Origin of the sequence: Campylobacter sp. BCW_6871 (genome assembly GCF_001762325.1) — a bacterium.
Classification (GTDB): Bacteria; Campylobacterota; Campylobacteria; order Campylobacterales; family Campylobacteraceae; genus Campylobacter_D; species Campylobacter_D jejuni.
This window is the reverse complement of record NZ_MJWQ01000052.1, coordinates 1-25,932: the sequence shown is the minus strand read 5'-3', so window position 1 is coordinate 25,932 and position 25,932 is coordinate 1. Positions and strand designations below refer to the sequence as shown.

General features: G+C 31.5%; 28 protein-coding genes. 14 read left to right on the top strand and 14 right to left on the bottom strand.

Translation table 11 applies throughout. The annotated features are described in order from the left end of the window. Window positions 1-255 (top strand): methyl-accepting chemotaxis protein (locus AJ930_RS05670; protein WP_032600453.1); only part of this gene is annotated, 255 nt, incomplete at its 5' end. A 120-nt stretch (window positions 256-375) separates the two neighbouring features. Here AJ930_RS05670 and AJ930_RS05665 read toward each other — a convergent pair. From AJ930_RS05665 to ilvE, 4 genes are read right to left on the bottom strand one after another with little or no spacing between them, the layout of a single operon-like run. Beyond that, entirely contained in the window at window positions 376-885 is a 510-nt protein-coding gene (locus tag AJ930_RS05665; protein WP_002861050.1) for a DUF2393 family protein, read from the bottom strand. After that, window positions 885-1,415 (bottom strand): DUF2393 domain-containing protein, encoded by a 531-nt coding sequence (locus tag AJ930_RS05660; RefSeq protein WP_002861051.1) that lies wholly within the window; start codon window positions 1,413-1,415, stop codon window positions 885-887. The genes AJ930_RS05665 and AJ930_RS05660 overlap by 1 nt, the downstream gene beginning before the upstream one ends. A gap of 12 nt (window positions 1,416-1,427) precedes the next feature. After that, on the bottom strand, window positions 1,428-2,513 hold the full coding sequence (locus AJ930_RS05655) for a prohibitin family protein (RefSeq protein WP_044780358.1): 1,086 nt from the start codon (window positions 2,511-2,513) through the stop codon (window positions 1,428-1,430). Between the two features lie 12 nt (window positions 2,514-2,525). Then, a complete protein-coding gene (gene ilvE, locus AJ930_RS05650; protein ID WP_044780359.1) occupies window positions 2,526-3,440 on the bottom strand; it encodes a branched-chain-amino-acid transaminase in 915 nt (304 codons plus the stop codon). Window positions 3,441-3,614: 174 nt separating this feature from the next. On the opposite strand from ilvE, the gene AJ930_RS05645 reads away from it, so the two are divergent. The 10 genes from AJ930_RS05645 to AJ930_RS05600 all read left to right on the top strand — a co-directional run bounded on the left by AJ930_RS05645 (window position 3,615) and on the right by AJ930_RS05600 (window position 13,645). Next, complete coding sequence (locus AJ930_RS05645) at window positions 3,615-3,821, top strand: 4-oxalocrotonate tautomerase family protein (protein ID WP_002860331.1); 207 nt, start codon at window positions 3,615-3,617, stop codon at window positions 3,819-3,821. After that, window positions 3,818-4,273, top strand: a complete 456-nt coding sequence (gene bcp / locus AJ930_RS05640; protein WP_053872509.1) for a thioredoxin-dependent thiol peroxidase — start codon at window positions 3,818-3,820, stop codon at window positions 4,271-4,273. The genes AJ930_RS05645 and bcp overlap by 4 nt, the downstream gene beginning before the upstream one ends. Then, window positions 4,273-5,364, top strand: coding sequence for an epoxyqueuosine reductase QueH (locus AJ930_RS05635; RefSeq protein WP_070274987.1), 1,092 nt, complete (start codon window positions 4,273-4,275; stop codon window positions 5,362-5,364). Before bcp ends, AJ930_RS05635 begins: the two co-directional genes overlap by 1 nt. 94 nt (window positions 5,365-5,458) lie before the next feature. Further along, a complete protein-coding gene (gene fabZ / locus AJ930_RS05630) occupies window positions 5,459-5,899 on the top strand; it encodes a 3-hydroxyacyl-ACP dehydratase FabZ (RefSeq protein WP_070274986.1) in 441 nt (146 codons plus the stop codon). Beyond that, window positions 5,899-6,690 (top strand): acyl-ACP--UDP-N-acetylglucosamine O-acyltransferase, encoded by a 792-nt coding sequence (gene lpxA / locus AJ930_RS05625; RefSeq protein ID WP_044779564.1) that lies wholly within the window; start codon window positions 5,899-5,901, stop codon window positions 6,688-6,690. Before fabZ ends, lpxA begins: the two co-directional genes overlap by 1 nt. Next, on the top strand, window positions 6,683-7,897 hold the full coding sequence (clpX, locus tag AJ930_RS05620) for an ATP-dependent Clp protease ATP-binding subunit ClpX (RefSeq protein WP_070274985.1): 1,215 nt from the start codon (window positions 6,683-6,685) through the stop codon (window positions 7,895-7,897). The genes lpxA and clpX overlap by 8 nt, the downstream gene beginning before the upstream one ends. A 19-nt stretch (window positions 7,898-7,916) precedes the next feature. Further along, entirely contained in the window at window positions 7,917-8,957 is a 1,041-nt protein-coding gene (locus AJ930_RS05615) for a rod shape-determining protein (protein WP_002851700.1), read from the top strand. After that, entirely contained in the window at window positions 8,947-9,696 is a 750-nt protein-coding gene (gene mreC / locus AJ930_RS05610; RefSeq protein ID WP_070274984.1) for a rod shape-determining protein MreC, read from the top strand. The genes AJ930_RS05615 and mreC overlap by 11 nt, the downstream gene beginning before the upstream one ends. Before the next feature lie 260 nt (window positions 9,697-9,956). Continuing rightward, entirely contained in the window at window positions 9,957-13,226 is a 3,270-nt protein-coding gene (gene carB, locus AJ930_RS05605; RefSeq protein ID WP_070274983.1) for a carbamoyl-phosphate synthase large subunit, read from the top strand. Next, the gene (locus AJ930_RS05600; RefSeq protein ID WP_002908196.1) at window positions 13,223-13,645 is read left to right on the top strand and encodes a hypothetical protein; all 423 of its coding nucleotides are present in this window, start codon (window positions 13,223-13,225) and stop codon (window positions 13,643-13,645) included. Before carB ends, AJ930_RS05600 begins: the two co-directional genes overlap by 4 nt. Here the strand turns inward: AJ930_RS05600 and AJ930_RS05595 are convergent, their stop codons facing one another. From AJ930_RS05595 to AJ930_RS05555, 9 genes are all read right to left on the bottom strand, one after another. Beyond that, window positions 13,646-14,623, bottom strand: coding sequence for a transaldolase (locus tag AJ930_RS05595; RefSeq protein WP_002854543.1), 978 nt, complete (start codon window positions 14,621-14,623; stop codon window positions 13,646-13,648). It lies immediately after the preceding gene. After that, window positions 14,623-15,246 (bottom strand): phosphoserine phosphatase SerB, encoded by a 624-nt coding sequence (serB, locus tag AJ930_RS05590; protein ID WP_002898963.1) that lies wholly within the window; start codon window positions 15,244-15,246, stop codon window positions 14,623-14,625. The genes AJ930_RS05595 and serB overlap by 1 nt, the downstream gene beginning before the upstream one ends. After that, the gene (locus AJ930_RS05585) at window positions 15,246-15,767 is read right to left on the bottom strand and encodes a chemotaxis protein CheW (protein WP_044779559.1); all 522 of its coding nucleotides are present in this window, start codon (window positions 15,765-15,767) and stop codon (window positions 15,246-15,248) included. The genes serB and AJ930_RS05585 overlap by 1 nt, the downstream gene beginning before the upstream one ends. A 4-nt stretch (window positions 15,768-15,771) precedes the next feature. Continuing rightward, window positions 15,772-18,081: a hybrid sensor histidine kinase/response regulator gene (locus AJ930_RS05580; RefSeq protein ID WP_070274982.1), complete on the bottom strand. Its 2,310-nt coding sequence runs from the start codon at window positions 18,079-18,081 to the stop codon at window positions 15,772-15,774. A 3-nt stretch (window positions 18,082-18,084) separates the two neighbouring features. Then, window positions 18,085-19,041, bottom strand: coding sequence for a chemotaxis protein (locus tag AJ930_RS05575; protein ID WP_002870846.1), 957 nt, complete (start codon window positions 19,039-19,041; stop codon window positions 18,085-18,087). Further along, entirely contained in the window at window positions 19,034-19,792 is a 759-nt protein-coding gene (locus tag AJ930_RS05570; RefSeq protein WP_335582234.1) for a UDP-2,3-diacylglucosamine diphosphatase, read from the bottom strand. The genes AJ930_RS05575 and AJ930_RS05570 overlap by 8 nt, the downstream gene beginning before the upstream one ends. 9 nt (window positions 19,793-19,801) lie before the next feature. Further along, complete coding sequence (gene greA / locus AJ930_RS05565; protein WP_002851733.1) at window positions 19,802-20,287, bottom strand: transcription elongation factor GreA; 486 nt, start codon at window positions 20,285-20,287, stop codon at window positions 19,802-19,804. Window positions 20,288-20,298: 11 nt separating this feature from the next. Next, window positions 20,299-21,393: a lipid-A-disaccharide synthase gene (lpxB, locus tag AJ930_RS05560; RefSeq protein WP_070274980.1), complete on the bottom strand. Its 1,095-nt coding sequence runs from the start codon at window positions 21,391-21,393 to the stop codon at window positions 20,299-20,301. Window positions 21,394-21,467: 74 nt separating this feature from the next. Then, window positions 21,468-22,838 carry an MFS transporter gene (locus AJ930_RS05555; protein ID WP_002870721.1) on the bottom strand — a complete coding sequence of 457 codons (1,371 nt, stop codon included), beginning with the start codon at window positions 22,836-22,838 and terminating at the stop codon, window positions 21,468-21,470. A gap of 179 nt (window positions 22,839-23,017) precedes the next feature. Between AJ930_RS05555 and surE the strand changes: the two genes are divergently transcribed. From surE to blaOXA, 3 genes are read left to right on the top strand one after another with little or no spacing between them, the layout of a single operon-like run. After that, window positions 23,018-23,794, top strand: a complete 777-nt coding sequence (surE, locus tag AJ930_RS05550) for a 5'/3'-nucleotidase SurE (protein ID WP_002870722.1) — start codon at window positions 23,018-23,020, stop codon at window positions 23,792-23,794. Then, on the top strand, window positions 23,784-24,449 hold the full coding sequence (locus AJ930_RS05545; RefSeq protein WP_072223997.1) for a tRNA threonylcarbamoyladenosine dehydratase: 666 nt from the start codon (window positions 23,784-23,786) through the stop codon (window positions 24,447-24,449). Before surE ends, AJ930_RS05545 begins: the two co-directional genes overlap by 11 nt. Next, window positions 24,446-25,195: an OXA-184 family class D beta-lactamase gene (gene blaOXA, locus AJ930_RS05540; protein WP_002870724.1), complete on the top strand. Its 750-nt coding sequence runs from the start codon at window positions 24,446-24,448 to the stop codon at window positions 25,193-25,195. Before AJ930_RS05545 ends, blaOXA begins: the two co-directional genes overlap by 4 nt. Here the strand turns inward: blaOXA and traT are convergent. Continuing rightward, window positions 25,192-25,932 (bottom strand): complement resistance protein TraT (gene traT / locus AJ930_RS05535; protein ID WP_261659499.1); only part of this gene is annotated, 741 nt, incomplete at its 5' end. The genes blaOXA and traT overlap by 4 nt on opposite strands.

The following is a 25,932-nucleotide window of genomic DNA, read 5'->3' as shown; positions in this document are numbered from 1 at the left end:
CTAGCTGAGAGAACTCAAAAGTCTTTATCTGAAATAGAAGCTAATACTAATTTACTTGTTCAATCTATCAATGATATGGCAGAAAGTATTAAAGAACAAACTGCAGGTATTACTCAAATCAATGATAGCGTAGCACAAATTGATCAAACTACTAAAGATAATGTTGAAATTGCTAATGAATCAGCTATTATTTCTAGTACAGTAAGTGATATAGCTAATAATATCTTAGAAGATGTTAAGAAGAAGAGGTTTTAACCTTAGATAACTAGCTAAAAAGCTAGTTATCTCTATAAAATAATATATGTTTAATTCTTTAAGATTTAATGAAATGTGATATAGACAAATTCTAATTATTAATATTAAGTATTTTCTAAATCAAATACATTTTAGAGTGTGATAAAATTCAGGGTTATCAAAACTTGGAGGAAAAGGAACACTGGCTCTAAATTCTTTATAAGTATTACCCGGAAGTTTGTCTATAATTTCTATAGTGTAAGAAACACTTGTATTTTGCATTTTGGCATTGCGAATATTTTTATCATTGAAAATTTCTCCCCCTACTTTTTTTTGGTTTAATATGCTAAGTATCAAATAGCATTTTCTGATTTCAAATTTAGTAAGATTTTGAACCTTTCCGCTTACGATAACACTTTCATGTCTTAGATCTCTTGTATAGGTTAGTTTGCTAAGATCGGCTTGAGTGGTGAATTGATTGATTGTTAGAAAAATAGAATATATCAAAAGTGCGGTAAAAATAGTAGCTATGGTATAAGAAATCAAAGCCATTTCTTTCTGTTTGACTTTTAGAAAGATTAAAATACAAATCAAGGCAAAGCAAATAAGTAAAATGATAAAAGCTATAATATGAAAAATCGTAAAATGCATTAAAAACACTCCGAAACTAAGCGTATGGTATAGTTATTTTCATAGTTAAAATTTTCAAAAGCAATTCTTTGAACTTGGGTTGCGTTTTTCTTTAGATCTTTAATTTCTCTACTTTTTTGTCTAAAAGGGATAAATTTCTTTTTATATTCTTCTATGATATTATCATTAGGTATTTTATCCGCAAAAATTTTAGCTGTAATTTTACATTCTTTAAAATTATTTTTTGAATTATTTGTAATGTTAAAATCAACAATTAAATCATTTGAGCTTTGTATTATTTTTTGATCCGTAATAGCGGTTTTTCGAGTTCTTACTTCATTGTCTATTAGTTTATACCCATAGATATAAACTAAAAAACAAATAATAATATCAAATGCAATAATAAAAAGTGCTGCTATAGGTCTATGGCGTAAAAATACACAAAGAAGTAAAACACAAGTGAAGAGAAAAAAAACTAATAAAATCAGCATATAATCCACTAAATATAAATGAGTAGTGTAAAAAAGCACGATTTCTCTTAGTTTTTCCACTTGCGTATCCTTTTAGTTCATGTTGGCAGAACTTTGCTTTTTAGCATCTTTGGTATCAACCCAAATGTTTGGTACTGCTCCACCTGGAGTTAAGAAAATTTTAGCATCTTGATTGACTTTTAAAGCTTCATTAAATTCTTTTTGAGTTTCAATTTGCTTTAAATTTAGTAAAGGAGTGTTTAAGCTGTTTGCGATTTCTTTATTAGAATAAGCTTGTGCATCTGCTTCTATTTTAACAGCCATAGCTTTACCTTTAGCACTGATTATGGTTGCGTTTGCTTCCCCTTCAGCTAAGGCGGCTTTTTTTAAGGCTTCTTGATTAGCTCTTTCTACTTCATACTTAGTTCTTTCAGCTTCTTGTTTTGCAATTTGTACGCGTTCGATTTGCTCTTTTACTTTTGAAGGTAAAATAATTTCTCTAAGTTGTACAGCACGAAGTTCTACAGGTTCATTTGGTTGAGCTTCTATAGTTTTTCTTATGCCTTCTTCTATTTGAGCGGCTATTGTATTACGATTAGTAGGAAGTTCCTCGGCTGTATATTTTCCTACAACACTTCGCACTACATCACGAACAACTGGATCGATAATTTTATTTTCCCAATTTAAGCTCCAAGTAGCTATGGTTTGAGGAACTTGCAAAGGATTTAAACGGTATTGCACTGTAACATCAATAGATACAGGCAATCCACGAGAGTCAAGTACAGAAATACTATTTTTATTAATAACACCTGAACCTGAAGATAAATTTTCATTACTTCCCTCTATAGAAGCATAGTTGATTTGTCTTACTCTAGTATCGATTATGGTTATTTTTTGTACAAAAGGTAAGAAAAAGTGAAGTCCTGGTTCTAATGGATTTGGGTCATATTTACCTGTTGTTGATTTAATACCCATTTCTCCAGAATTTATTACCATAAAAGGTTTTGCAACAATTAAAAATAAGATAATAATAATCACCCCATAAATAAGCGGAGAAAATTTTCCAAAACCTTTAAAATTAAATTCTGGTGCTTTGAAATTGAAATTTTGACGGTTGTTTCCGTTATTATTAGAATTTCCATTTTTTTTATTGAAATAATCATTCAAATCAGCTGGCATTTATTTCCTTTTTTAAATATAAGTTAGCATAGATGCGTATTTTTGATTGCGTCCATAAACTACATCAAAATAAGCATCTTGAAGTTTTTTAGTTACAGATCCTCTTAAACCATTTCCTATTATTCTTGCATCAATATTGTTAATAGGTGTGATTTCAGCGGCTGTTCCGGTAAAAAATGCTTCATCAGCAGTATAAACTTCATCTCTTGAAATTCTTTGGCGAAGCACAGTGACACCAAGATCATGAGCGATTTTAAGCACTGTATCTTGAGTAATGCTTTTTAAAGAAAAATCATTTGGAGGTGTGATTAAAACCCCATCTTTTACAATAAAGAAACATTCTCCTGTTCCTTCTGCGATAAAACCTTCTTCATCAAGCATTAAAGCTTCTTCATAACCTGCTTCAATAGCTTCAAATTTTGCAATTTGAGAGTTAAGGTAATTCGCGCTTGCTTTAGCTTTTCCCATGCATGATTTAACACTATTTCTTGCAAAAGACGAAATTTTTACTTTTATGCCTTTTTCTAAGCCTTCTTCTCCAAGGTAAGCGCCCCATTCCCAAGCTGCAATTCCAACTCTTACAGGAGCTTTTATATGATAAAGTCCCATAACTCCATCGCCTAAAAAAATCAAAGGGCGGATATAGACATTGCTTTTAAAATTGTTTGCTTTTAAGAGTTCAATTTGTGCATTTTCAAGCTCTTTTTGAGAAAAAGGACAATTTAAAAGAGTAATTTTTGCAGACTCTAAAAGTCTTTTGGTGTGATCTTCAAGTCTGAAAATTGCTAAGCCTTTATCTGTTTTATAGGCTCTAGTTCCTTCAAAAACAGCATTGCCATAATGTAAAGAATGGGTTAAAAAGTGCAAAGTTGCATCTTTAAAATCAACTAATTTTCCATCCATCCAAATTTTATCTGCTGAGATCATTTTTTTTACCTTTTATAGTTGTTTATTTCTTAAAAAATATTATTTTAAGAATAAATTGGGATTTTATCAAAAATATACTAACAATAAGCTTTTATTAAATTAAGGTTTTTTGTTAAAAAAATATTAGGTATTTTTTGAAATAATTATAAAAAATTATCATTAAAAAGGAGAAATATGCCATTAGTAAATATTAAATTAGCAAAGCCGTCTTTAAGTAAGGAACAAAAAGCAGAGCTTATAGCTGATATTACCAAACTTTTAAGCACGAAATATAATAAAAGTAAAGAAAGAGTTGTGGTGGTTTTAGAAGATGTAGAAAATTATGACATAGGCTTTGGCGGAGAAAGTGTAGAAGCTATCAAAGCAAAGGCAAGTAAATGAGTTTAAATATAGGAGATAAAGCACCTCAGTTTGAGCTTTTAAATCAAGATGGGGTAAAAATAGCATTAAAAGATTTTATTGGTAAAAAGGTGATTTTGTATTTTTATCCAAAAGATAATACTCCAGGTTGCACTACAGAAGCTTGTGATTTTAGTTTAAATTATGATAAATTTGGTGATAAAAATGCAGTGATTATCGGTATTAGTCCTGATAGCGTGGCAAGTCATGAAAAATTTATCTCTAAATTTGGTTTAAAGCATATTTTACTTAGTGATAGCGAAAAAGAAGTTGCTAAAGCTTATGGAGCTTGGGGGCTTAAGAAAAATTACGGAAAAGAATACGAAGGTCTTATTCGATCTACTTTTGTTATCGATGAAACAGGTAAGATTGCTCAAATTTATAGTAATGTTCGTGTAAAAGATCATGCTTTAAAAGTACTTGAAAGTCTTTAATGTTAGTGCATATTTGTTGTAGTGTGGATAGTCATTATTTTATTGAAGAACTTAGAAAGACTTATCCTGATGAAAAAATCATAGGATATTTTTATGATCCAAATATCCATCCTTTAAGCGAATACGAACTAAGGTTTTTAGATGTAAAAAGATCTTGTGATAAACTTGGCATCAAGCTTCATAAAGGTGAGTATGAGTATGAAAAATGGCTTAATGCTGTGCGTGGTTATGAAAATGAGCCTGAAAAAGGTGCAAGGTGTGAAATTTGTTTTGATGTAAGAATGGGATCTAGTGTTAAATTTGCTGCTAAAATAGGAGAAAAAAAGCTTACTACTACGCTTTTAACCAGCCCTAAAAAAGATTTAGAACAGTTAAAAAATGCTTTACAAAAAGAATGTGAGTCTTATGGGGTAGAGTTTTTAGCTCCTGATTTTCGTAAAAATGGTGGCACTCAAAGGCAGTTTGCTTTAGCAAAAAAAGAAATGCTTTATCATCAAAACTATTGCGGTTGTATTTATGGGCTTAAAAAACAAAAACAAGATAAGAATTTCATTGATGAGTTAATGTCTCCTGTAAATAAGCAAATTTTACCTGCAAGTATAGAAGCAAGAATAGCTCTTTATAAAAAAGTAGTTTTATGGGAAAAAAAGGGTATAAAATTTGAAATTTTAAGAGAGAAATTTTTAAATTATCGTCTTTTAAGTGCTTTAATAAAATTAGATAAAAAGCCTGTTAAATCTCATATTTTATTTTATTCGCATTTTAAAAACGCTTATACAAGATTTTCTTTGGATGAGGAAAATTTAAAACAAAATTTAAAAGAAGGCTTTTATAGAAGCACTAAAGATGAAATGGTTTTTGTTGAATTTTGGCGTTTTAATGCATTTTTTAAAAACAAATGGAAAAATTTTGAAGATTTTTTAAAAAGACCTTTGAGTGTGCAAGCAGAAATTAAATGGCGTAATAAATTGTTTGGAACTTATAATCTTAGTCCTATTATCATCCTTGAAAATATTTTGCCTTCAAGATATGAAGTGATAGTAAAAAGTGAAATTTATCATGATAATCAAGAGGTGCTTGTAGAAATTTAAGAAATTTATTAAGAAAAACTTTTTTTGTTAATGTAATTTTTAATGATTTTTTTATATAATAAAATTTTTAATTGTTTTCAAGGTTAATTTAATAATGATAGATGTAATGCAAATTCAAGAAATCTTACCACACCGTTATCCTTTTTTACTAGTAGATAAAATTACAGAATTAAAAGTTAAAGAAGTGGTTCGAGGATATAAAAACATCAGTATAAGTGACCATGTTTTTATGGGACATTTTCCAGGGCATCCTATTTATCCTGGAGTTTTGATTTTAGAAGGTATGGCTCAAACAGGCGGAGTTTTAGCTTTTGAAAGTATGGAAGATAAAGTGAATCCAAAAAGTAAAGTAGTTTATTTCACAGGCATAGATGGAGCAAAATTTAGAAATCCTGTGCGTCCTGGAGATAGGCTTGATTATGAAATGAGCGTGGTTAAAAATCGTGGCAATATGTGGATTTTTAAAGGGCAAGCTTTTGTAGATCGAAATTTAGTTGCAGAGGCTGAGCTTAAAGCTATGATAGTGGATAAATAATGAAAAAAATTCATCCAAGTGCGGTGATCGAAGAGGGTGCACAACTTGGTGACGATGTTGTAATAGAAGCTTATGCTTATGTAGGTAAAGATACTAAAATAGGTAATGATGTTGTCATCAAACAAGGTGCTCGAATTCTTTCAGATACAACTATAGGTGATCATTCTCGTGTATTTTCTTATGCTATAGTAGGCGATATTCCTCAGGACATATCTTATAAAGAAGAGCAAAAAAGCGGTGTTGTTATAGGAAAAAATGCAACTATTAGAGAATTTGCAACGATAAATTCAGGTACAGCTAAAGGAGATGGTTTTACTCGTATAGGCGATAATGCTTTTATTATGGCTTATTGTCATATTGCTCATGATTGTTTTTTGGGTAATAATATTATTTTAGCTAATAATGCAACTTTAGCAGGACATGTAGAGCTTGGAGATTTTACGGTTGTAGGCGGGCTTACACCTATTCATCAATTTGTCAAAGTAGGTGAGGGTTGTATGATAGCAGGAGCAAGTGCACTTTCTCAGGATATAGTACCGTTTTGTTTAGCAGAAGGAAATCGTGCAAGTATTAGAAGTTTAAATTTAGTAGGTATTCGTCGTCGTTTTGATAAAGATGAAGTAGATAGACTTAGCAGAGCTTTTAAAACTTTATTTAGACAAGGAGATTTAAAAGAAAATGCTAAAAATTTGCTTGAAAATCAAGAAAGTGAAAATGTTAAAAAAATGTGTCATTTTATATTAGAAACAAAGCGCGGAATTCCTGTTTATAGGGGTAAAAATAATGCCTAGAAAATGTAGTTTTTGCAATGAAGTGGAGAATCCACAAAGAAGAATTTTAGCAAATGAAAATGATGATGCTTTTATTTGTGAATATTGCGTTGAAGGTGCTTATAGTATTATTTATGGAGAAGAAAAAGAATTTAAAGAGCCTAAACAAAGCCATAATACAGAATTTAAAGATATCACTCCAAAAGAATTAAAAGCTTATTTAGATCGTTATGTCATAGGACAAGATAGAGCTAAAAAAGTTTTTAGTGTTGGAGTATACAATCATTATAAAAGACTTTTTAAAGCCGAGCTTCAAGATGATGATACAGAGCTTTTTAAGTCAAATATTTTACTTGTTGGGCCAACAGGAAGTGGAAAAACTTTATTGGCACAAACTTTAGCTAAATTTTTAGATGCACCTATAGCAATTTGTGATGCAACTTCTTTAACTGAAGCAGGATATGTAGGTGAGGATGTAGAAAATATTTTAACACGTCTTTTACAAGCTGCAGATGGAGATGTGCAAAGAGCTCAAAAAGGTATAGTTTTTATTGATGAGATTGATAAAATTGCTAGAATGAGTGAAAATCGTTCTATTACTCGTGATGTAAGTGGAGAGGGTGTGCAACAAGCTTTACTTAAGATTATCGAAGGAAGTTTGGTAAATATTCCACCAAAAGGGGGAAGAAAACATCCAAATCAAGAGTTTATACAAATTGACACTTCAAATATTTTATTTGTTTGTGGTGGAGCTTTTGATGGTTTGGAAACTATCTTAAAAAGAAAACTTGGCGATAAAGTTGTGGGCTTTTTTGATGATGCAAAAGAAGAAAATAAAGCTTTACTTGAGAAAATTGAACCTGATGATTTGGTGCATTTTGGTTTGATTCCTGAGCTTATAGGTCGTTTGCATGTGATTGCATCTTTAAATGAACTTAATGAAGAGGATATGGTAAGAATTTTAACTGAGCCTAAAAATGCCATTATTAAACAATATCAAAAGCTTTTTGCTATTGATGGGGTAAATTTAAAATTTGAAGAAGATGCTCTAAGAGCTATCGCACAACTTGCATTGGAGAGAAAAACAGGGGCTAGGGGACTTAGAAGTATTATAGAAGAAATGATGGTAGATTTAATGTTTGAGTTACCAGAGTATAAAAATTATGATATTATAATAACTAAAGAAGTTGTTAAAGACAATGCAAAAGCATTATTAATAAAAAGATAAATAAGTTAAAAGGATAGAAATGATATTAGATCAACTTATAGGATTTTTTTCTAGTGATATGGGGATTGATTTAGGAACAGCTAATACGCTAGTTTTGGTAAAAGATAAGGGTATAGTGATAAATGAGCCTTCTGTTGTGGCAGTTGAAAGAGAAAGGTATGGTTCCAAAGCAAAAATTTTAGCCGTAGGTAAAGAAGCTAAAGATATGGTGGGAAAAACTCCCGGCAATATCGAAGCTATTCGTCCTATGAAAGATGGTGTGATTGCAGATTTTGATATGACTGAAAAAATGATCCGCTATTTTATAGAAAAAACACACCGTAGAAAAAGTTTTTTACGCCCTAGAATTATCATTTCTGTTCCTTATGGTTTAACTCAAGTTGAAAGAAAAGCAGTAAGAGAAAGCGCCTTAAGCGCAGGTGCAAGAGAGGTATTTTTGATTGAAGAGCCTATGGCAGCGGCTATTGGTGCAAGTTTGCCTATACAAGAACCTAAAGGAAATTTGGTAGTAGATATAGGAGGTGGAACTACTGAGATTGGAGTGATTTCTTTGGGTGGACTTGTGATTTCAAAGTCTATTCGTACGGCTGGAGATAAGCTTGATATGAGTATAGTTAATTATGTAAAAGAAAAATACAATCTTATCATAGGTGAAAGAACAGGCGAAGAGATCAAAATCACCATAGGTTCAGCAATACAACTTCCAAAAGAACTTTCTATGGTGGTAAAAGGACGTGATCAGGTAAGTGGACTTTTAAGTCGTATTGAACTTACAAGTGAAGATGTAAGAGAAGCAATGCGTGAGTATTTGAAAGAAATTGCTGATGCTTTAAAAATGGTTCTTGAAATGATGCCGCCTGATTTAGCAAGCGATATAGTAGAAAATGGTGTAGTTTTAACAGGTGGCGGAGCATTGATTCGTGGTCTTGATAAATACTTAAGTGAAATTGTGCGTTTGCCAGTTTATATCGCAGATGAACCGCTTTTAGCTGTAGCAAAAGGAACAGGTAAAGCTTTAGAGGAAATTTCATTATTGCAACAATTAACCAATGAAGAATAAGATTTTTTATGTTCTTGTCTTAGCCTTTTTGGTTTTTATATCTTTTTATTATGGAAGACTTATCAAGCAAAATGTTCTCCGTGTTAATGACTTTGTTATAGGTAATTTTTATAATATTAAAGATTATTTGGGAGAAAAAATTTCAGAACACTTTAATCAAGCAAATCAAATTCAGCAATTAAAAGCTAGAAATAAAGAATTAGAAGATATTGCTATAAAGGTAACTAGCTTTGCAAATCAATTAAATCGTATTTTAGAGGATCAAAATTCTACAAAATATTTACCTCAAGTTTCTTTAACTAGAGTTATTTCTTATGTTCAATTGAATGATTATAAAAAATTATGGTTAGATTGGAGCAAAATTCCCGTTGGTAAAAATCGTGGTTTAATATATCAAGGATATACTGCAGGTATAGCTATTAATAAAAATGGTAGAGCAATGGCTCTTTTACAAGGTGATGATCAGTGTGTTTTTTCTGTTTATATAGGAAAATTCAAAGCTCCAGGTTTAATTCAAGGTGAAAATGGCAAGGTTGTGGTTAAATTTATTCCAAAATGGGCAAAAATTAATATCGGAGATGAAATCTTAACAAGTGGACTTGATAATATTTTCTTTTCGGATATACCTGTTGGGATTGTGAATAGGGTTGATGATGAAGATATGTATCAAAGTGTAGAAGTAAAGCCTTATGTTAAGATCAGTATTCCTGCTTATTTATATGTAGTAGATAATTTATAAGTCAAGGGTTAGACTTTTTAAAAATTTTCTATATTTTTGCTAATTATTATAACTTTGCTTAATGCTAAAAATTTTGTTAAATTATCAAATAAATTTTTATAATCGAATGAGAATTTTATAAAAAATCTTAAATTTCTTTATGTATTATTTCCTAGATTAAAAGCAGGGTGTTTATTTTTTAAAATTATATCGATAATTTCAAAGTTTATAAAACTAATTTTTGTTATAATCAGCTCAAATTCATGCTCTTAGGAAAATTTATGCCAAAACGAACAGATATTAAAAGTATTTTACTTATAGGAAGTGGTCCTATTGTGATAGGACAAGCTTGTGAATTTGATTATTCTGGAACTCAAGCCGCAAAGACTTTAAAAGAATTAGGATATCGTGTAGTATTAATCAACTCAAATCCTGCAACTATCATGACAGATCCTGAATTTGCAGATGCAACTTATATAGAACCCATAACAAAAGAAAGTATTTTAAGTATTATTAAAAAAGAAAAAATTGATGCAATTTTGCCAACTATGGGTGGACAAGTAGCGTTAAATGTTGCTATGGAAGTTTATGAAAGCGGACTTTTAGGAGATGTAAAATTTTTAGGCGCAAATCCTGAGGCGATTAAAAAAGGCGAAGATCGTCAAGTCTTTAAAGAATGTATGAAAAAAATCGGCATGGATTTGCCAAAATCGATGTATGCGTATAATTATGATGAAGCTTTAAAAGCCGTAGATGAAATCGGCTTTCCTTTGATGATCCGTGCTTCTTATACTTTAGGAGGTGCTGGAAGTGGTGTGGTTTATAATATGGACGAATTTAAAGAACTCGCTAATACTGCTTTAGCTTTATCGCCTATCCATGAAATTTTGATTGAAGAAAGTTTGTTAGGTTGGAAAGAATATGAAATGGAAGTTATACGCGATAGAGCGGATAATTGTATCATAGTTTGTAGTATAGAAAATATCGATCCTATGGGAGTTCATACAGGAGATAGTATTACAATAGCTCCAGCATTAACTTTGACGGATAAAGAATATCAAGTTATGCGTAATGCTTCTTTTGCTATTTTGCGTGAAATTGGCGTAGATACAGGCGGAAGTAATGTACAATTTGCTATCAACCCAAAAAATGGAAAAATGATAGTTATAGAAATGAATCCAAGGGTTTCAAGATCAAGTGCTTTAGCTTCTAAGGCAACGGGTTATCCTATAGCAAAGGTTGCGACACTTTTGGCAGTAGGCTTTAGTTTAGATGAGATTAAAAATGACATTACAGGAACTCCTGCATCTTTCGAGCCTGTGATTGATTACATTGTGACAAAAATTCCTCGCTTTACTTTTGAAAAATTTCCAGGAGCAAATACAACTTTAGGTACAGCTATGAAAAGTGTGGGTGAGGTAATGGCTATAGGACGCACTTTTAAAGAAAGTATACAAAAAGCACTTTGTTCTCTTGAGCGTTCTTTGAGTGGTTTTGATAGAGTAAAATTTGAAGATAGGAATGATCTTGTTTTTAAAATTCGCAATGCCAATGAAAAGCGTTTGCTTTATGTTGCTCAAGCTTTTAGAGAAGGTTTTAGCGTAGAAGAACTTTATGAGCTTTGTAAAATAGATCCTTGGTTTTTAACACAGATTAAAGAAATTGTAGATTTTGAAGAGCAAATTGATATGGATATTTTAAACAATAAAGCTCTTTTGAGAAAAGCAAAAACTATGGGCTTTTCAGATAAAATGGTAGCTTTGCTTGTAAATTTGAAAGATAATTTAGAATTAAGCCAAAATGATATTTATTATGCGAGAATGAAGCAAAAAATCATCGCAGAATTTAGTGAAGTGGATACTTGTGCGGGTGAATTTGAAGCTTTAACTCCTTATCTTTATTCAAGTATTAATGTAAGCGAACTCACTCAAAGTAAAAATGATGCTAAGGATAAAAAAGAAAAAAAAGTGATGATTATAGGTGGGGGGCCAAATCGCATAGGACAAGGTATAGAATTTGACTATGCTTGCGTACATGCTTCTTTTGCGCTTAAAGATATGGGTATTAAAACCATTATGTATAATTGTAATCCTGAAACCGTTTCGACTGACTATGATACAAGTGATATTTTGTATTTCGAGCCTATTGATTTTGAACATTTAAGAGCGGTGATTGAGCGTGAAAAACCTGATGGAGTGATTGTGCATTTTGGTGGACAAACTCCTTTGAAATTTGCTAAGCGTTTGAGTGCTTTTGGAGCTAAGATTATAGGTACTAGCGCAAGAGTAATTGATATGGCAGAAGATAGAAAGAAATTTGCCGAATTTATTACAAAACTAGGTATCAATCAGCCAAAAAATTCCACTGCAACAAGTGTAGAAGAAGCGGTGCTTAAAGCTAGTGATATAGGATATCCTGTGCTTGTAAGACCAAGTTATGTTTTAGGTGGGCGTGCGATGCGTGTGGTAAATGATGAGGCCGAACTTAGACTCTATATGCAAGAAGCTGTAGATGTGAGTGATAAAAGTCCTGTTTTGATCGATCAGTTTTTAGACAATGCTACAGAAATTGATGTTGATGCGATTTGTGATGGTAAAGATGTTTATGTGGCAGGAATTATGGAGCATATAGAAGAAGCAGGAATCCATTCAGGCGATAGTGCTTGTTCTTTACCACCTTGCAATATCGATGAAAAAATGCAAGAATTTATTGCACAAAAAACCGCAGATATTGCTTTAAATTTAGGAGTTGTAGGGCTTTTAAATATACAATTTGCTTTACATAATAATGAGCTTTATATGATAGAAGTAAATCCTAGAGCTAGTCGTACTGTGCCTTTTGTTAGTAAAGCTACGGGTATCCCTTTGGCAAAAGTAGCAACGCGTGTGATGTGGCAAGGAAATTTAAAAGAAGCTTTGAAATTTTATGATACTTTCAAAGTGGTTAATTTTGATACTAAAATTTTACGCCCTAAAACTCCAAAATATATGAGCGTGAAAGAAGCAGTATTTCCATTTGCAAAACTTAGTGGAAGTGATTTAGAATTAGGCCCTGAAATGCGTTCAACGGGTGAAGTTATGGGTATAAGCAAGGATTTTGCAAATTCTTACGCAAAAAGTCAAATCGCATCGTTTAATCATCTTCCAGAGCAAGGCGTGGTATTTATCTCCTTAAAAGATAAGGATAAAAAATATACCAAAAAAATCGCTGCAGAATATGTAAAGCTTGGCTTTAAGCTTATGGCAACAGGGGGAACTTGTAAGGAAATTTTAGAAAGTGGTTTTGAGTGTGAACTTGTACATAAAATTTCAGAAGGACGCCCTAATGTTGAAGATAAATTGAAAAATGGGGAAATTCACTTAGTTATCAATACAAGCGATAGTCACAGTTTTAAAGGTGATACGAAAAAAATTCGTGAAAATATCATTCGTTTTAAAATACCTTATTTTACAAATTTACGATCAGCTTTAGCAGGTGCAAAATCGATTAAAGCTATACAGAGTAAATCTTGCTTAGATGTAAAGAGTTTGCAAGAGTGGCTTAAATCTTGATTTATTTAGCTCAAACAGATACTACGGTAGGATTTTTAAGTAAAAATTTAGAAGAGATTAATGCTTTAAAAGGTAGAGATAAAAATCAACCTTGCTTAATCACTTCTGCGAAATTTTGCGAGTTAAAAAGTTTAGCAAGAATTCCAAAATCTTTTAAAAATTTAGTACGTCGTTCTAAAAAAACAACTTTTATTTATCCAAATAATCAGGCCATTCGCATTGTGAAAGAGTGTAAACATGCGAATTTTTTAAGTAAAAATGGCTATTTTTATTCATCTTCGGCAAATAAGCATGGAAAAGAATTTGATGAAGAATGGGCTAGAAGTGTTGCTGATATAATACTTGATGAGAATTTTTTCGAAAATATCCCATCAAAAATATTAAAACTTTCAAAGAATAAAATGATAAAAATACGTTAATTAAAGAGCTTTTAAAATATCTTCAAAAGCAATACAAAATTGCTCTATGCCATCGCTTAATAAATCATTGCAAGCTTTTTCTCGTTCGCTTTGAGAAATGATTTGATTAAGTTCTGTATAAATTTCAAAATTCATTAAAGGTTTTTTAAAATCCATTTTTCCTTTAAATGCCTCTATTGCATCAAGAGGAGCAGTATTAACAGAATTCTCAAAAAGAAGTTCTTTGATATAATAGTCTTTTGGCAGATCATCTCCTTTAACTCCAGTGCTTGCAAACAAGGCGCGAATATTAGGTTCATTTTTTGAGTAGATATTGTTATAAGCTAAATTTGCATTTAAAATTCCAATACGATTTTGCTCTTTGGCTTTAGGATTTAAAAGTCTATCAAAACGACTTACAAAAATACTTATAACAGCTTGTGGTGTTCTAGTATTTTGTTCTTTTAAGGCTATATTGTTTTTTCTAAATTCGAATAAACCTGCATTTAAAGCTTCAAAACATTTTTGACTTTGTTCAAGAGAAAAAATTAAGGTAGCATTGACGCTAATACCATTTTTCATAAGTTCATACATTACTTCATAAGAAGCTTTTGTAGCTGGTATTTTAATCATTACATTTTCTTTGCTAATAGCACTATAAAGTCTTTTAGCTTCGCCTAAACTAAGAGTCGTGTTATCATGAAGTCTTGGATCTATTTCAATACTTATAAATCCATCGTTTTTTTGATAAAAAAGAGGAGCTAATTTATCAGCTGCTTTTTGAATATCAGAAATTGCTAATTCTTCATAAATATCTTTTGTTTTTTTTCCTTTCAATTTAAGAATTTTATCTTTATAAATTGGAGAATTTAAAATAGCATTTTTAAAAATAGCAGGATTTGAAGTAGCACCATTAATTCCATGTGATAATAAATTTAAAAATTCATTATCTAAAAAACTATTTTCTATAAAATCACACCAAAGAGAAAAATTTTTCATTATATTACCTTTATTATTTCTTTTAAGTCTTTTATATCTATGCAAATATCAGCTTTGGAACGTAAAATTTCTTTAGCACAAAATGCAATCTTTAATCCACTTTCGTTAAACATTGCCAAATCATTTGCCCCATCGCCAACACACATCACTTCATCTGTTTTCAAATTTAAAAAGCTTTTTAATCGTTGTAGCATTAAGCCTTTTGAATTTGAAAACATCATTTCCCCACCAACTAGCCCTGTTAAAATGTCATTTTTATGATGCAGATAATTTGCAAAACCAAGGCTAATTCCAAGTTTTTGTATAGCGGGATCTATGCCTTCATGAAAACCACCGCTAAAAATAACAATTTGTATATTTTTAGATTTTAAATATTGGATAAGTTCATGTGCTCCATGCATTAGTGGAAGTGTGCTACCTAATTCTAAAACTTTTTTATAAGACATACCTTTTAAAAGGCTTACTCGTTTCTGAAGACTTTCGAAAAAATCAAGCTCTCCAGCCATGGCATGGCGGGTAATTTCGCTTGTTTGATTACCCTTGCCATGCGCTGTAGCTAAAATATCGATGGTTTCACCATCCATTAAAGTAGCGTCAAAGTCAAAAACACAAAGTTTAATCATTAAAATTCGCGCTTAAGTAAAGCTTCTACTTTGAGTATAGTTAAGATATTTTCATCTCTTTTTCCTATGCCATAAATCATACCTTTGTCTTTAACTAAAGTTTCAGGTGGTGGATCGATTCTGTTTCTGTGAATTTTAATTGCTTCGGTTAATCTATCTATAACAAAACCAGCATTTCCTCCAACTCCAGTTCCATTTGTCTCACCTCTTAAAACAATATATCTTGTTTGAGGTGTCATTTTAGAACTTCCTAAATGAAAGCGTTGAGCTAGATCAATAAGTGGCATAACATTACCACGCATATTAAAAACCCCTAGAACATAATCAGGTACACTAGGAACTCTAGTATATTCTATAGGTTTGATGATTTCTTGTATATTAAGAATTGGAATCGCATATTCCTCATCTCCAACTACAAAGCCAACAAGTTGGATGATATCATCTTCTCTTTGATTGACATCAGGACCAGCCATCTGAGTTTGCTGTTTTTGCAAAATTTGCTCTAATTTTTCATTACTCATATTCTTATCCTAGTTTCAAATTTTTTCTAACCACATTTTCCAAGTATTCTGGAGAATAAGGTTTAGTGATATATTCAGTCATACCCACTTCAACACCTCTTAAGCGGTCAGTTTTACTTGTTCTTGAAGTAACTGCAATGAGTGGTAAGTTACGATATTTAGAATACTTTCTAATTTCACCAGCTAAGGTGTATCCATCCATTCTTGGCATTTCGATATCTATAAGCATTGCATCAATATCATGTTCGCCTGATTTTATAATATTCAATGCTTCAACACCATTGGTTGCTTCAACTAAACTAACTCCTAGTGGTTCTAAAGCTTTTTGCATTAAAGTTCTATCCATTTTAGAATCATCTACAATTAAGACTTTATAATCACTTGGTTGTTCTTTAGGTTTTTTCGCACTTGATTCTAATTGCGCTTTAATATCAACTTTAATTTCTTTGGCCATATCCATCATAGCACCTACATCGATGATTAATGTCACTCTACCATCACCACGGATTGTAGCTCCTGCTATACCTTGGATATTTTGTAAATAATCACCCATAGATTTAATAACTATTTCTTCTTGTCCTACAAGAGTATCTACTATAATACCAAGCTTGCTTTCTGCTACCCCTATAACAACGACATAAGTTTGATCACCGCTTTCAAGGACTTGTTTAACTCCAAATACATCTGAAAGTCTCACAAGAGAAAGCACTTCATCTCTTAAGCGTAATACATTTTTACCTTCGATAGTATAGATATCATCAATTGGTACTCTAACTGTTTCAAGAACGCTTGCAAGTGGAATTGCATAGAATTCCTCTTGAGTTCCTACAAGTAAAGATTGAATGATTGCCAAGGTAAGAGGAATTTTAAGTTTAAATGAACTTCCTTTACCTAACTCACTATCAATTTCAATTACCCCATTAAGTTTTTCGATGTTGGTTTTAACAACATCCATTCCTACACCACGACCTGAAACATTTGTTACTTTAGCCGCAGTTGAAAAACCAGGTTTGAAAATCAAAGCAAAAGCTTCTTTGTCTGTCATTTGATCTGCTTCTCTTTCGGTAATCAAATTTTTCTCTATAGCTTTTGCTTTTAAGCCATTTGGATCAAGTCCTTTACCATCATCTGTAATTTCTACAACGATGTGATTGCCTTCATTATAAGCTTTAAGTTGAACTATACCTTTTTCAGGTTTTCCATTCGCTGCACGAGTTGCTGGATCCTCAACACCATGGTCACATGAATTTCTAATCATATGCATGATAGGATCGCCAATTTCCTCTACGATAGATTTATCAAGTTCAGTTTCTTCACCTGCAATTTCAAGTTCTATTTGCTTTCCTAATTCACGACTCAAATCACGAACAACTCTTGGGAATTTATTGAAAACTTTTGCTATAGGTTGCATTCTTGTTTTCATTACAGCAAGCTGAACATCAGTTGTAATAATACTTAATTGACTTACAACCTGATTAAGTTCTTCAAGGAATTTTTCTCCTTCATAACGCTCTTCAACATCATCGTAAATTTTAAGTAAACGGTTTTTACCTAAAACAAGCTCCCCAATTAGATTCATTAAGTGATCTAATCTTTTTACCTCCACGCGTATGGTTTGATCCATACTGCTAGCATTGCTACCTGAAGCAGGAACTTTTTTCTCTCCACTTTCCGCAGGTTTATTTGCTGTATTGTTAGTCGGTTTAGGTGCTGCATTTGTTGTTTGTTTCTTTTGTGCGCGACGAGCTTGATCTTCAGCTTTTCTAACTTTTAAAAGTCTTTCTATTTCAGCTTCAACTTCAGAATCACTTAATTGATTAACATCTACTTCAGGTTCTGGAGTAGCTATTTCTTGTTTTGGTGCTTCTGGTTCTGCTTGTGGAGTAGATTTTTCATTTGAATCTGTTGCCGCAACAGGAGACTCTCCCTCTGAAATAGCTGTTAATCTTGCGCAAATTGGTTCTATATCCATACCAATAGCAGTATCGTTGCCATTATCACGAATGGAATTAAGCAAAGTTTTCATTCTATCAATAGACTCTAAAACCACATCCATGATATCTGGAGTTATTTTTAACTCGCCATGTCTTGCTTTATTTAAAACATCTTCCATGTGGTGAGTTAACTTTGTTAAAACATCAAAATTTAAGAAACTTGATGATCCTTTAACCGTATGTGCAACACGGAAAATTCTATTTAATAATTCTAAATCTTCTGGATTTGATTCAAGCTCTACTAAATCATGGTCGATTTGCTCAACAAGCTCAAAAGCTTCAACCAAAAAGTCTTCAAGTATTTCTTGCATATCTTCCATATTTTACCCCTGTTCTTGAGATTGATGTTTTTTAATAACCTTTGCAATTTCATTGAAGAAATCGCTAGCGTTAAATTTGACAAGATAGCCTTCTCCACCAGCTTCTTGAACACCTTTCTCATTCATAAATTCATTTGATAAAGACGAGTTAAAGACTATAGGAATATCTTTAAATCTTGAATCTTCTTTAATGCGTGCAGCAAAGTGGAAACCATCCATTTGTGGCATTTCGACATCGCTTACTATAATTTTTAAAGTATCATTTAAACTTTCACCATAAACTTGGCTTAATTCTTCTAATTTGTTTATGCCCTCTACGCCGTCCTTAGCTTCAACAACTTGAAAGCCCATCTGTTGCATCATTTCTTTGACGCGTTTTCTAGCAGTCATGCTGTCATCAAGTATAAGTGCTGTTCCAGTAAATTTTTCTATTTTTCCAAAATCTATATCTGTTTTTGGAGCGTAAATTCCTAAATCTTCAACAACACTTTCAAGATCTAAAATTAGCAACACTTCATCATTTTCAATGCGTGTTACACCTGTGATTTTACCTTTATCTAAAGCACCTGATCCTGTAGAAAAAGTTGCTGGTTCTATATCTTTCCAGTTTATTCTACGAATTCTTTTTGCTTCGTGAACTATAAAACCAATAAGAATATTGCTAAATTCAGTAATAATAACTCTAGGTTTTAGCATAGTGCTTTCTGGCTCAGTGATTTGCATCCATTTGGCAAGATTGACTACAGGTATAACCACTCCACGAAGATCAAAGATACCTTCGATGTAATCAGGTACACCTGGAAGTTCTGTAAGGCTTGGGATTTTTATAATCTCCCTTACCTTAGAAACATTTACACCATAAATTCCTTCATAGACTTTATCGTGTCCTTGCTTAAAGATACGGAAATCGACAAGCTCCATTTCATTTGAACCCGTTTTCACGATATTTTCATCAAACATTTTGACCCCTCAATTTCTGTTCTCGAAATTTGATTTCTTGCTGATATTCTACTACAAAAAAACTTCTCTCATATGCAAAACTAGCTAAGTTAAGATATTTAATGTTTTCTTTGTTGATTTGATGATTTTGATGATAGTGTCCTTCACATACCCAAAATCCTAAATTTTCATATCTTTCATATCTTTTTTTCGCTAAATTTTCAAAATCTTTTATTTGATAAAAAAGGTTTTTTTTGTTTTGATTTTGAAGAATTTTATTTGAAATAAAATTACAAGTAATAATATTTAAAAAATTCAAAAATATAAGCAAATAATGATTTCTTAATGTTTTAAGAGTAAATTGTAAAAGAGGTGGTAAAAAAATATCTCCGTGAGCTAATTTTATAAAAGCGTTATTTAAAACAATATTATTACCTTTACTTGTATGCAAATTAAGCTTTATGGGTTGCTTTTGTAAGTTAAAAATTTTTACCCTTTTAAAAAAACAAGAAAGATTAAAATCATGATTGCCTTCTAAGTAGATAATTTCAATCTTTAAGGCCAATTCTTCTAAAAGTTCTATGTAAGGTTTAGCAAATTCATGTGTAGCAGAGATTTCACCTATAAGTAAATCGAAAATATCACCCATAAGTATGAGTTGAGGGGTGGAAATTTTACCTTTTTTTAAGGCTTGTAAAAATTCCCAAAACCCCCTTCTTTGTTTATTTTCATGAGCGTCCGCGATTAAAATCGCTCCATTTTGTAGTAAAATTTTTTATCCTTAAAATTTCAAAGGCTCATAATTTATAGAAAGGATTTCAAATTCACTTTCACCTTTTGGCAAACGTACTTTAAAATCATCTCCTTCTTTTTTCCCAAGCATAGCTTTTGCTATTGGAGATGCGATGGAAATATAACCCTTATCTAAATCTCCTTCGCAAATTCCTACTAGAGTATATTTGCTTTCTTTTTCTGTATCCAAATCCATGATCACAACACTTGAACCAAATTTCACACTATCGTGCTCATAGCTTGAAGGATCGATCACTTGAGCTCTTGCTAACAAGTCACTAAGCTCTGCTATACGACTTTCTATCAAAGCTTGCTTTTCTCTTGCGGCATGGTATTCTGCATTTTCTTTTAAATCCCCGTGACTTCTTGCTGTATCGATTTCTATTACAACAGCGGGACGTTGATTATCTTTCAAATCTTTTAATTCTGCGGCTAACTTATCATAGCCAAATTGACTCATTGGTTCTTTTTGCATAATTTATCCTTTTATATTTCGCTTAGGATTTTTGCTAAATTTTTAGCACTTCCAAATTGTAAATATTCTTTTAAAAAATCAACTTTAGCAAAAAATGCCTTATAATCATATTTATTATAAGCTTCATATAAATTTAAAACATTGACTTTATCTTGTAAAAATTCAGGGTTTAAAGCTTCTTTTTTAGCAAAATCACAAAAAATATTTGCAAGTCCTATGTGTTTTAATTTTACAAAAAGTTTTGCAATAAAAATATCAATAGCTTTTGCTTTATAAGCAAGAATAAAAGGAGTTCCCACTAAAGCTGCTTCTAAAGTAGCCGTTCCGCTACAAATAAAGGCACAATCAGCTTTTTTAAGTACTTTTGGAGTGTTACTTTCTATTTTAAATTCACTAATATCACCATAAATTTCTAATTTTTCAAGATTAAATGGGGGAACGCAAAGAATTTTTTCACCCTTAAATTTTTGCGAGAGTTCTTTAAAAATAGGCATTAAACGCCTAATTTCACTACGTCTTGAACCTGGTAAAAAGGCTATAGTTTTTTCATCATCTTTTTTTAAAAGTATATTGTTAATGTCTTCTTTATTTTTAAATTCTTTTATCTCATCTAAAAGCGGATGGCCTACATAAGTGCTTTTGTTAAAAAACTGATTATCAAAGGGCAAAATAGAAGCTAAAATATCAAAATGACTTTCTATGATAGGTATGCGACCTTTTTTCCATGCCCAAACTTGAGGCAAGATATAATAAATGCGTGGAATTTTACTGCCTGATTTTTTTAAAGCCTTGGCAAAAGGTATGTTAAAAGCGGGCGAATCTATACATAAAATCCCATTTATTTTTTGAGTAAAACTTAAATTTACAAGCTCTTTTATAGCTTGTTTTGCTTTAAAAATCAAAGGCAAAACTTCTATAAAACCCATAGCACTAAACTCATGTGAGCTATAAAGTGGTTTAGAATTTAAATCAAATTCTTTGCACAAATTCTCATCATAAATCCCATGAAGTTCAAATTCACCAAAATCTTTTTTATAGGCTTTTAAAACTTCTTTTAAATGCAAATTTGCTGAAGGTTCTAGGGCACAAACTAAAAAGCTTTTCAACAATTTATCCTTAATAATTATTTTTTGATGAAATTATATAAGAATTTGCAAATTGATTGCAAATTCTATTAAGTTTAAGCGTATTTTTTCTTAGCGCTAAAATGACATAAAGTAGAACAAAGTATACAAAGAATACAAGCACTAAGGAGCATGATAAGACCAGCATTCCAACTACCATAGTAATCCACAGCCCAGCCTATAGCTTTTGTTCCAAGTGAAGCGCCGACTACATAACTCATAAAGCCACGAAGTCCTACACAAGATCCTACTGCAAAAGCAGGAACGACTTCCATGGTTTGCACACTTGCTAAAAATTGTGGTATATAGACTAAACACCCCGCCATAGCTGCAAAGAAAATAACCATATAAAGATTATTTGAAGTAAAATATCCAATAATCATAAAGAAAATAATCACCATAGCACCTATAGCAGGAGGCATTCTATAGCCTTTAAAAATTTTATCTGAAATATATCCTGCAAGTAAAGTAGAAGGTATAGCAGCCCATTCAAAAAGCCAAAAGGCAATACCCATTTGTTCTTTATTAAAGCCTTTTGTTTCTAGCAAGTAAATAGGAAGCCAAGAAATAAGCCCAAAACGCACCATATAAACAAAAGTATCCATCCAAGCCACATACCAAGCATTTTTATTTTTAAGCACATAACGATAAAAAATTTCAAAACTGCTTAAATTTGGAGTTTCTACAGCTTTGATTTCTTCTGTTTTAATCCCTCGCATTTCATTGATTTCAGTAATATCAACCAAACCTTCATTTTTAGGACTTCCTTTAACTGCATAAAGCACATAAAGACTAATGATAACTGCACAAGCAGCAGGAGCATAAAAATGATTCATGTGCCAATATGTTTCGTTAAAATCTGCCATACTTACACCCAATAATGCTGCTAAAGCAAAACCTGAAAGCGAAACTATAGGAGCAACTATCCCGCCTCCTATATTATGTGAGATATTCCAAATGGCCGTGTAAATTCCCCGCTCTTTTTTAGGATACCAGTTTGCAAGAGTGATAAAAGAAGGACCTACCCCCATACCTTGAAAAACCCCAAGTGCGATAACAAAACCTACATAAGCGTAAAAAGAATTTGAAAAACCAAGTAAAACATTTACAAGAGCACATAAAATAAGACCTAAAGCCATGTATTTTTTAGGATCAGCTTTGTCGCTTATAACGCTCATTGCACCTTTGCTAATCCCGTAAGCTATAAGCATTGAGCCTGTGATTGTTCCGATGTCTGATTTACTGAGATCAAGTTGATTTTGTATAAATGGAGTTGAAAGAGTGATATTATTTCGCACAAGATAATATCCCATATATCCTATAAAAACTCCACTTAAACTCCAAGTTCTCATTTTGTAATATCTAGGTAAAATTTCCTCTTTAGGAAATTTAATAGCTTTTGCCTTAGGTTTGAAAAAATCAAACATATTTAAACCCTCCTTACTAACTTTATATTTTTATAATTTAAATAATATTAATCGATATAAAATAAAAAAATAATTAAAAATAATACGAAATTTATATAATTTAAAATTAAAATTTTTATACTATGAAGCTTTAAAAAAATATGTTAAAATCCAAATTTTATCTTTTGCAAGGAAAAGCAATGAAAGAAATTCTTATCACTAATGACGATGGCTATGAAAGCGAAGGACTTAAAAAACTCATTAAGATGTTAAAAAAAGAATTTAAAGCCAAGATCACCATAGTAGCTCCTGCTAGTGAAAAATCAGCTTGTTCACACTCCATAACCCTAACCAAACCTTTGCGTTTTGTTAAAGTAGGAAAAAGATTTTACAAACTTGATGATGGCACTCCAGCAGATTGTGTTTATCTTGCACTTCACGCACTTTATAAAACACGCTTGCCCGATCTTGTAATCAGTGGGATTAACAAAGGAGCAAATGTAGGCGAAGATATTACTTACTCAGGAACTTGTGCAGGAGCTATGGAGGCGGTTTTACAAGGAATTCCTGCTATAGCTCTTTCTCAATTTTATAAAAAAAGCGAAAAAGAACTAGACTATAAAAATGCTTTAAAAATTACCAAAAAAATCATTCAAAATATTTTTGATAAAGGTTTTCCTTTGGAAAAAAAAGAATTTTTAAATATCAATTTTCCTGCAAAATCAAAAATCAAAGGCATTAAAATTTGTAAAGCAGGCAAAAGGGTTTATAATTTTGAAGCCCATTCAAATGTCAATCCACGAGGAGTGGAGTACTATTGGCTTGCAGCGGCGAATTTAGACTTTGAAGATGAGAAAAATAGCGATATTGCCTTACTTAAAAAAGGCTACGCTACAATAACACCTATAATGCTGGATCTTACAGCTTATGAAAGAATGAAAAAAGTTAAAAAATGGTTAAAGGCAAATGATGAATGATAGATTTACACGTATAAAATGGCTAGTTGGAGAAGAAAAATTTCAAAAAATTTCACAAACAAAAGTTTTGGTTTGCGGACTTGGTGGAGTGGGTGGAATTTGCGTTGATGCGCTTTATCGTAGTGGTTTTAAAAACCTTACTTTAATCGATGCGGATAAATTTGAAATTACCAATCAAAATCGCCAAATTCATAGCGAAAATATAGGCGAAGAAAAGGCTAAAGTATTTGAAAGAATTTATAAGGTTAAAGGTATAGTCAGTAAAATCGATGAAAATTTTTTAAAAAATTTTGATTTAAGCGAGTTTGATCTTATCATAGATGCCATTGATGATATTCCTGCAAAAGTAGCTTTGGCTCATCTTATAGATTTTAAAAAACAAATTTTTATCTCCTCAACAGGTGGAGCTAGAAAGCTTGATCCAACACGCATTAAAACTACAAGTATTTTTAAAACTCACGGCGATGCTTTAGCGAAAAAATTTCGTTATGAGCTTAGAAAATCAGGCTTTAAGGGAAATTTTGATGTGGTATTTTCTGATGAAGAAGCACATTGTAAAGATTTAGGTTCTTTTATGGGTGTGACAGCTTCTTTTGGTTTGGCTTTAGCAAGTTTAGCAATGAGAAAAGTCTTATCAAAATATAAAGAGCAATGAGAAATTTTATTGTATTTATATTGTTTTTGAATATAGCCATTGGAGAGGATAAAATACTTGGTAATTTTTTTAAAGATTGTAATACAAGTGGGACTTTTATAGTCTTTGATGGAAAAAATTATGCAAGTAATGATTTTCAAAGAGCTAAACAAACCTTTTCTCCTGCTTCAACTTTTAAAATTTTTAATGCTTTAATTACACTTGATAATGGTGTAGTTAGAGATACAAAGGAAATTTTCTATCATTATAAGGGTGAAAAAGTATTTTTGCCCTCTTGGAAACAAGATGCTAGTTTAAGCTCAGCCATAAAACGCTCTCAAGTGCCTGCTTTTAAAGAATTGGCAAGAAAAATAGGACTTAAAACCATGCAAGAAGGCTTAAATAAACTTTCTTATGGAAATACAAAAATTTCAAAAATCGATACCTTTTGGCTCGATAATTCTTTACAAATTTCTGCAAAAAATCAAGCTGATTTGCTTTTTAAACTTTCGCAAAATTCTTTACCTTTTTCCAAAAAAAGTCAAGAAGAAGTTAAAGAAATTATTCTTTTTAAGGAAGATAAAATCCAAAAAATTTATGCTAAAACAGGTTTTAATGATAATATCAATTTAGCTTGGATTGTTGGATTTGTAAAGACTGAAAACAAAATTTTATCTTTTGCTTTAAATGTTGATATAAAGGACATTAAAAATATTAAAATAAGGGAAGAATTGCTAGAAAAATATCTAGCAATCATAACAAATTAAAATAATCCTGCAATCTGATTTGCAATTTTATCTTCTAAAATAGGCGTAGCTTCAGGAAGTTTAAGTCCTGTTTTCACAGCTTCTGCAAAAATAATAGTATTTTTTTCTATATATTTGCCTTCATAAGTTTGTTGTGTATTATTGATTTGATTTGAATTTAAATGTCCTACTTTATCACTGCGAACATTTCCGCCAAAGCTATTTAAAAAGCCTGAGCTTTGGGAATCTCTTACGCTAGCTTGTCCGCTAACATTACCACTAGAAGTTAAAACTTTACCATCAGCTTTTTGCTTGATATTAATATCTACTTGCATTTGCCAAATTGTATCTTCGGTAAGTTTTCCTAAAAGTCCTCCTACTAAAGCACCTGCAGCACCTGCAGCAACCATACCTCCTGCACCGCCGCCATTATAGCCACTAACTGCCACACCTGTAGCACCTCCTGCAACAGCACCGCCTACAGCATTATTTTCTTGTTTTTTATCACAATATAAAATATTGGTACTTAAAATATAATTTGCTTTATCAGGATCATCTATAACTTTATATCCTTTAGCTTCCAAAGCACTTCTTAATTTAGGTTCTAAATTTACATCATGTCCGCTTGTATTTTTGATATTTAAAAATACAATTCTTTTTTCCTTAGCCACAGGATCAAGAAAAATACTTTGACTCATTGTTGCATTAGTTTGTAAAGTAGTTGTTAAACAACCTGTGAGTAAACTAGCTGCCAAAAC

Excerpts from the sequence above, each read along its gene's own strand:
- AJ930_RS05595 (WP_002854543.1), bottom strand. The coding sequence starts at position 14,623 with ATGAAAAATTTTTCTCTTTGGTGTGATTTTATAGAAAATAGTTTTTTA.
- AJ930_RS05545 (WP_072223997.1), top strand. The coding sequence starts at position 23,784 with ATGATGAATGATAGATTTACACGTATAAAATGGCTAGTTGGAGAAGAA.
- surE (WP_002870722.1), top strand. The coding sequence starts at position 23,018 with ATGAAAGAAATTCTTATCACTAATGACGATGGCTATGAAAGCGAAGGA.
- AJ930_RS05575 (WP_002870846.1), bottom strand. The coding sequence starts at position 19,041 with ATGTTTGATGAAAATATCGTGAAAACGGGTTCAAATGAAATGGAGCTT.
- AJ930_RS05655 (WP_044780358.1), bottom strand. The coding sequence starts at position 2,513 with ATGCCAGCTGATTTGAATGATTATTTCAATAAAAAAAATGGAAATTCT.
- ilvE (WP_044780359.1), bottom strand. The coding sequence starts at position 3,440 with ATGATCTCAGCAGATAAAATTTGGATGGATGGAAAATTAGTTGATTTT.
- clpX (WP_070274985.1), top strand. The coding sequence starts at position 6,683 with ATGCCTAGAAAATGTAGTTTTTGCAATGAAGTGGAGAATCCACAAAGA.
- AJ930_RS05555 (WP_002870721.1), bottom strand. The coding sequence starts at position 22,838 with ATGTTTGATTTTTTCAAACCTAAGGCAAAAGCTATTAAATTTCCTAAA.
- AJ930_RS05585 (WP_044779559.1), bottom strand. The coding sequence starts at position 15,767 with ATGAGTAATGAAAAATTAGAGCAAATTTTGCAAAAACAGCAAACTCAG.
- AJ930_RS05635 (WP_070274987.1), top strand. The coding sequence starts at position 4,273 with ATGTTAGTGCATATTTGTTGTAGTGTGGATAGTCATTATTTTATTGAA.
- mreC (WP_070274984.1), top strand. The coding sequence starts at position 8,947 with ATGAAGAATAAGATTTTTTATGTTCTTGTCTTAGCCTTTTTGGTTTTT.
- carB (WP_070274983.1), top strand. The coding sequence starts at position 9,957 with ATGCCAAAACGAACAGATATTAAAAGTATTTTACTTATAGGAAGTGGT.
- blaOXA (WP_002870724.1), top strand. The coding sequence starts at position 24,446 with ATGAGAAATTTTATTGTATTTATATTGTTTTTGAATATAGCCATTGGA.
- AJ930_RS05665 (WP_002861050.1), bottom strand. The coding sequence starts at position 885 with ATGCATTTTACGATTTTTCATATTATAGCTTTTATCATTTTACTTATT.
- AJ930_RS05615 (WP_002851700.1), top strand. The coding sequence starts at position 7,917 with ATGATATTAGATCAACTTATAGGATTTTTTTCTAGTGATATGGGGATT.
- lpxA (WP_044779564.1), top strand. The coding sequence starts at position 5,899 with ATGAAAAAAATTCATCCAAGTGCGGTGATCGAAGAGGGTGCACAACTT.
- serB (WP_002898963.1), bottom strand. The coding sequence starts at position 15,246 with ATGATTAAACTTTGTGTTTTTGACTTTGACGCTACTTTAATGGATGGT.
- greA (WP_002851733.1), bottom strand. The coding sequence starts at position 20,287 with ATGCAAAAAGAACCAATGAGTCAATTTGGCTATGATAAGTTAGCCGCA.
- bcp (WP_053872509.1), top strand. The coding sequence starts at position 3,818 with ATGAGTTTAAATATAGGAGATAAAGCACCTCAGTTTGAGCTTTTAAAT.
- AJ930_RS05645 (WP_002860331.1), top strand. The coding sequence starts at position 3,615 with ATGCCATTAGTAAATATTAAATTAGCAAAGCCGTCTTTAAGTAAGGAA.
- fabZ (WP_070274986.1), top strand. The coding sequence starts at position 5,459 with ATGATAGATGTAATGCAAATTCAAGAAATCTTACCACACCGTTATCCT.
- AJ930_RS05580 (WP_070274982.1), bottom strand. The coding sequence starts at position 18,081 with ATGGAAGATATGCAAGAAATACTTGAAGACTTTTTGGTTGAAGCTTTT.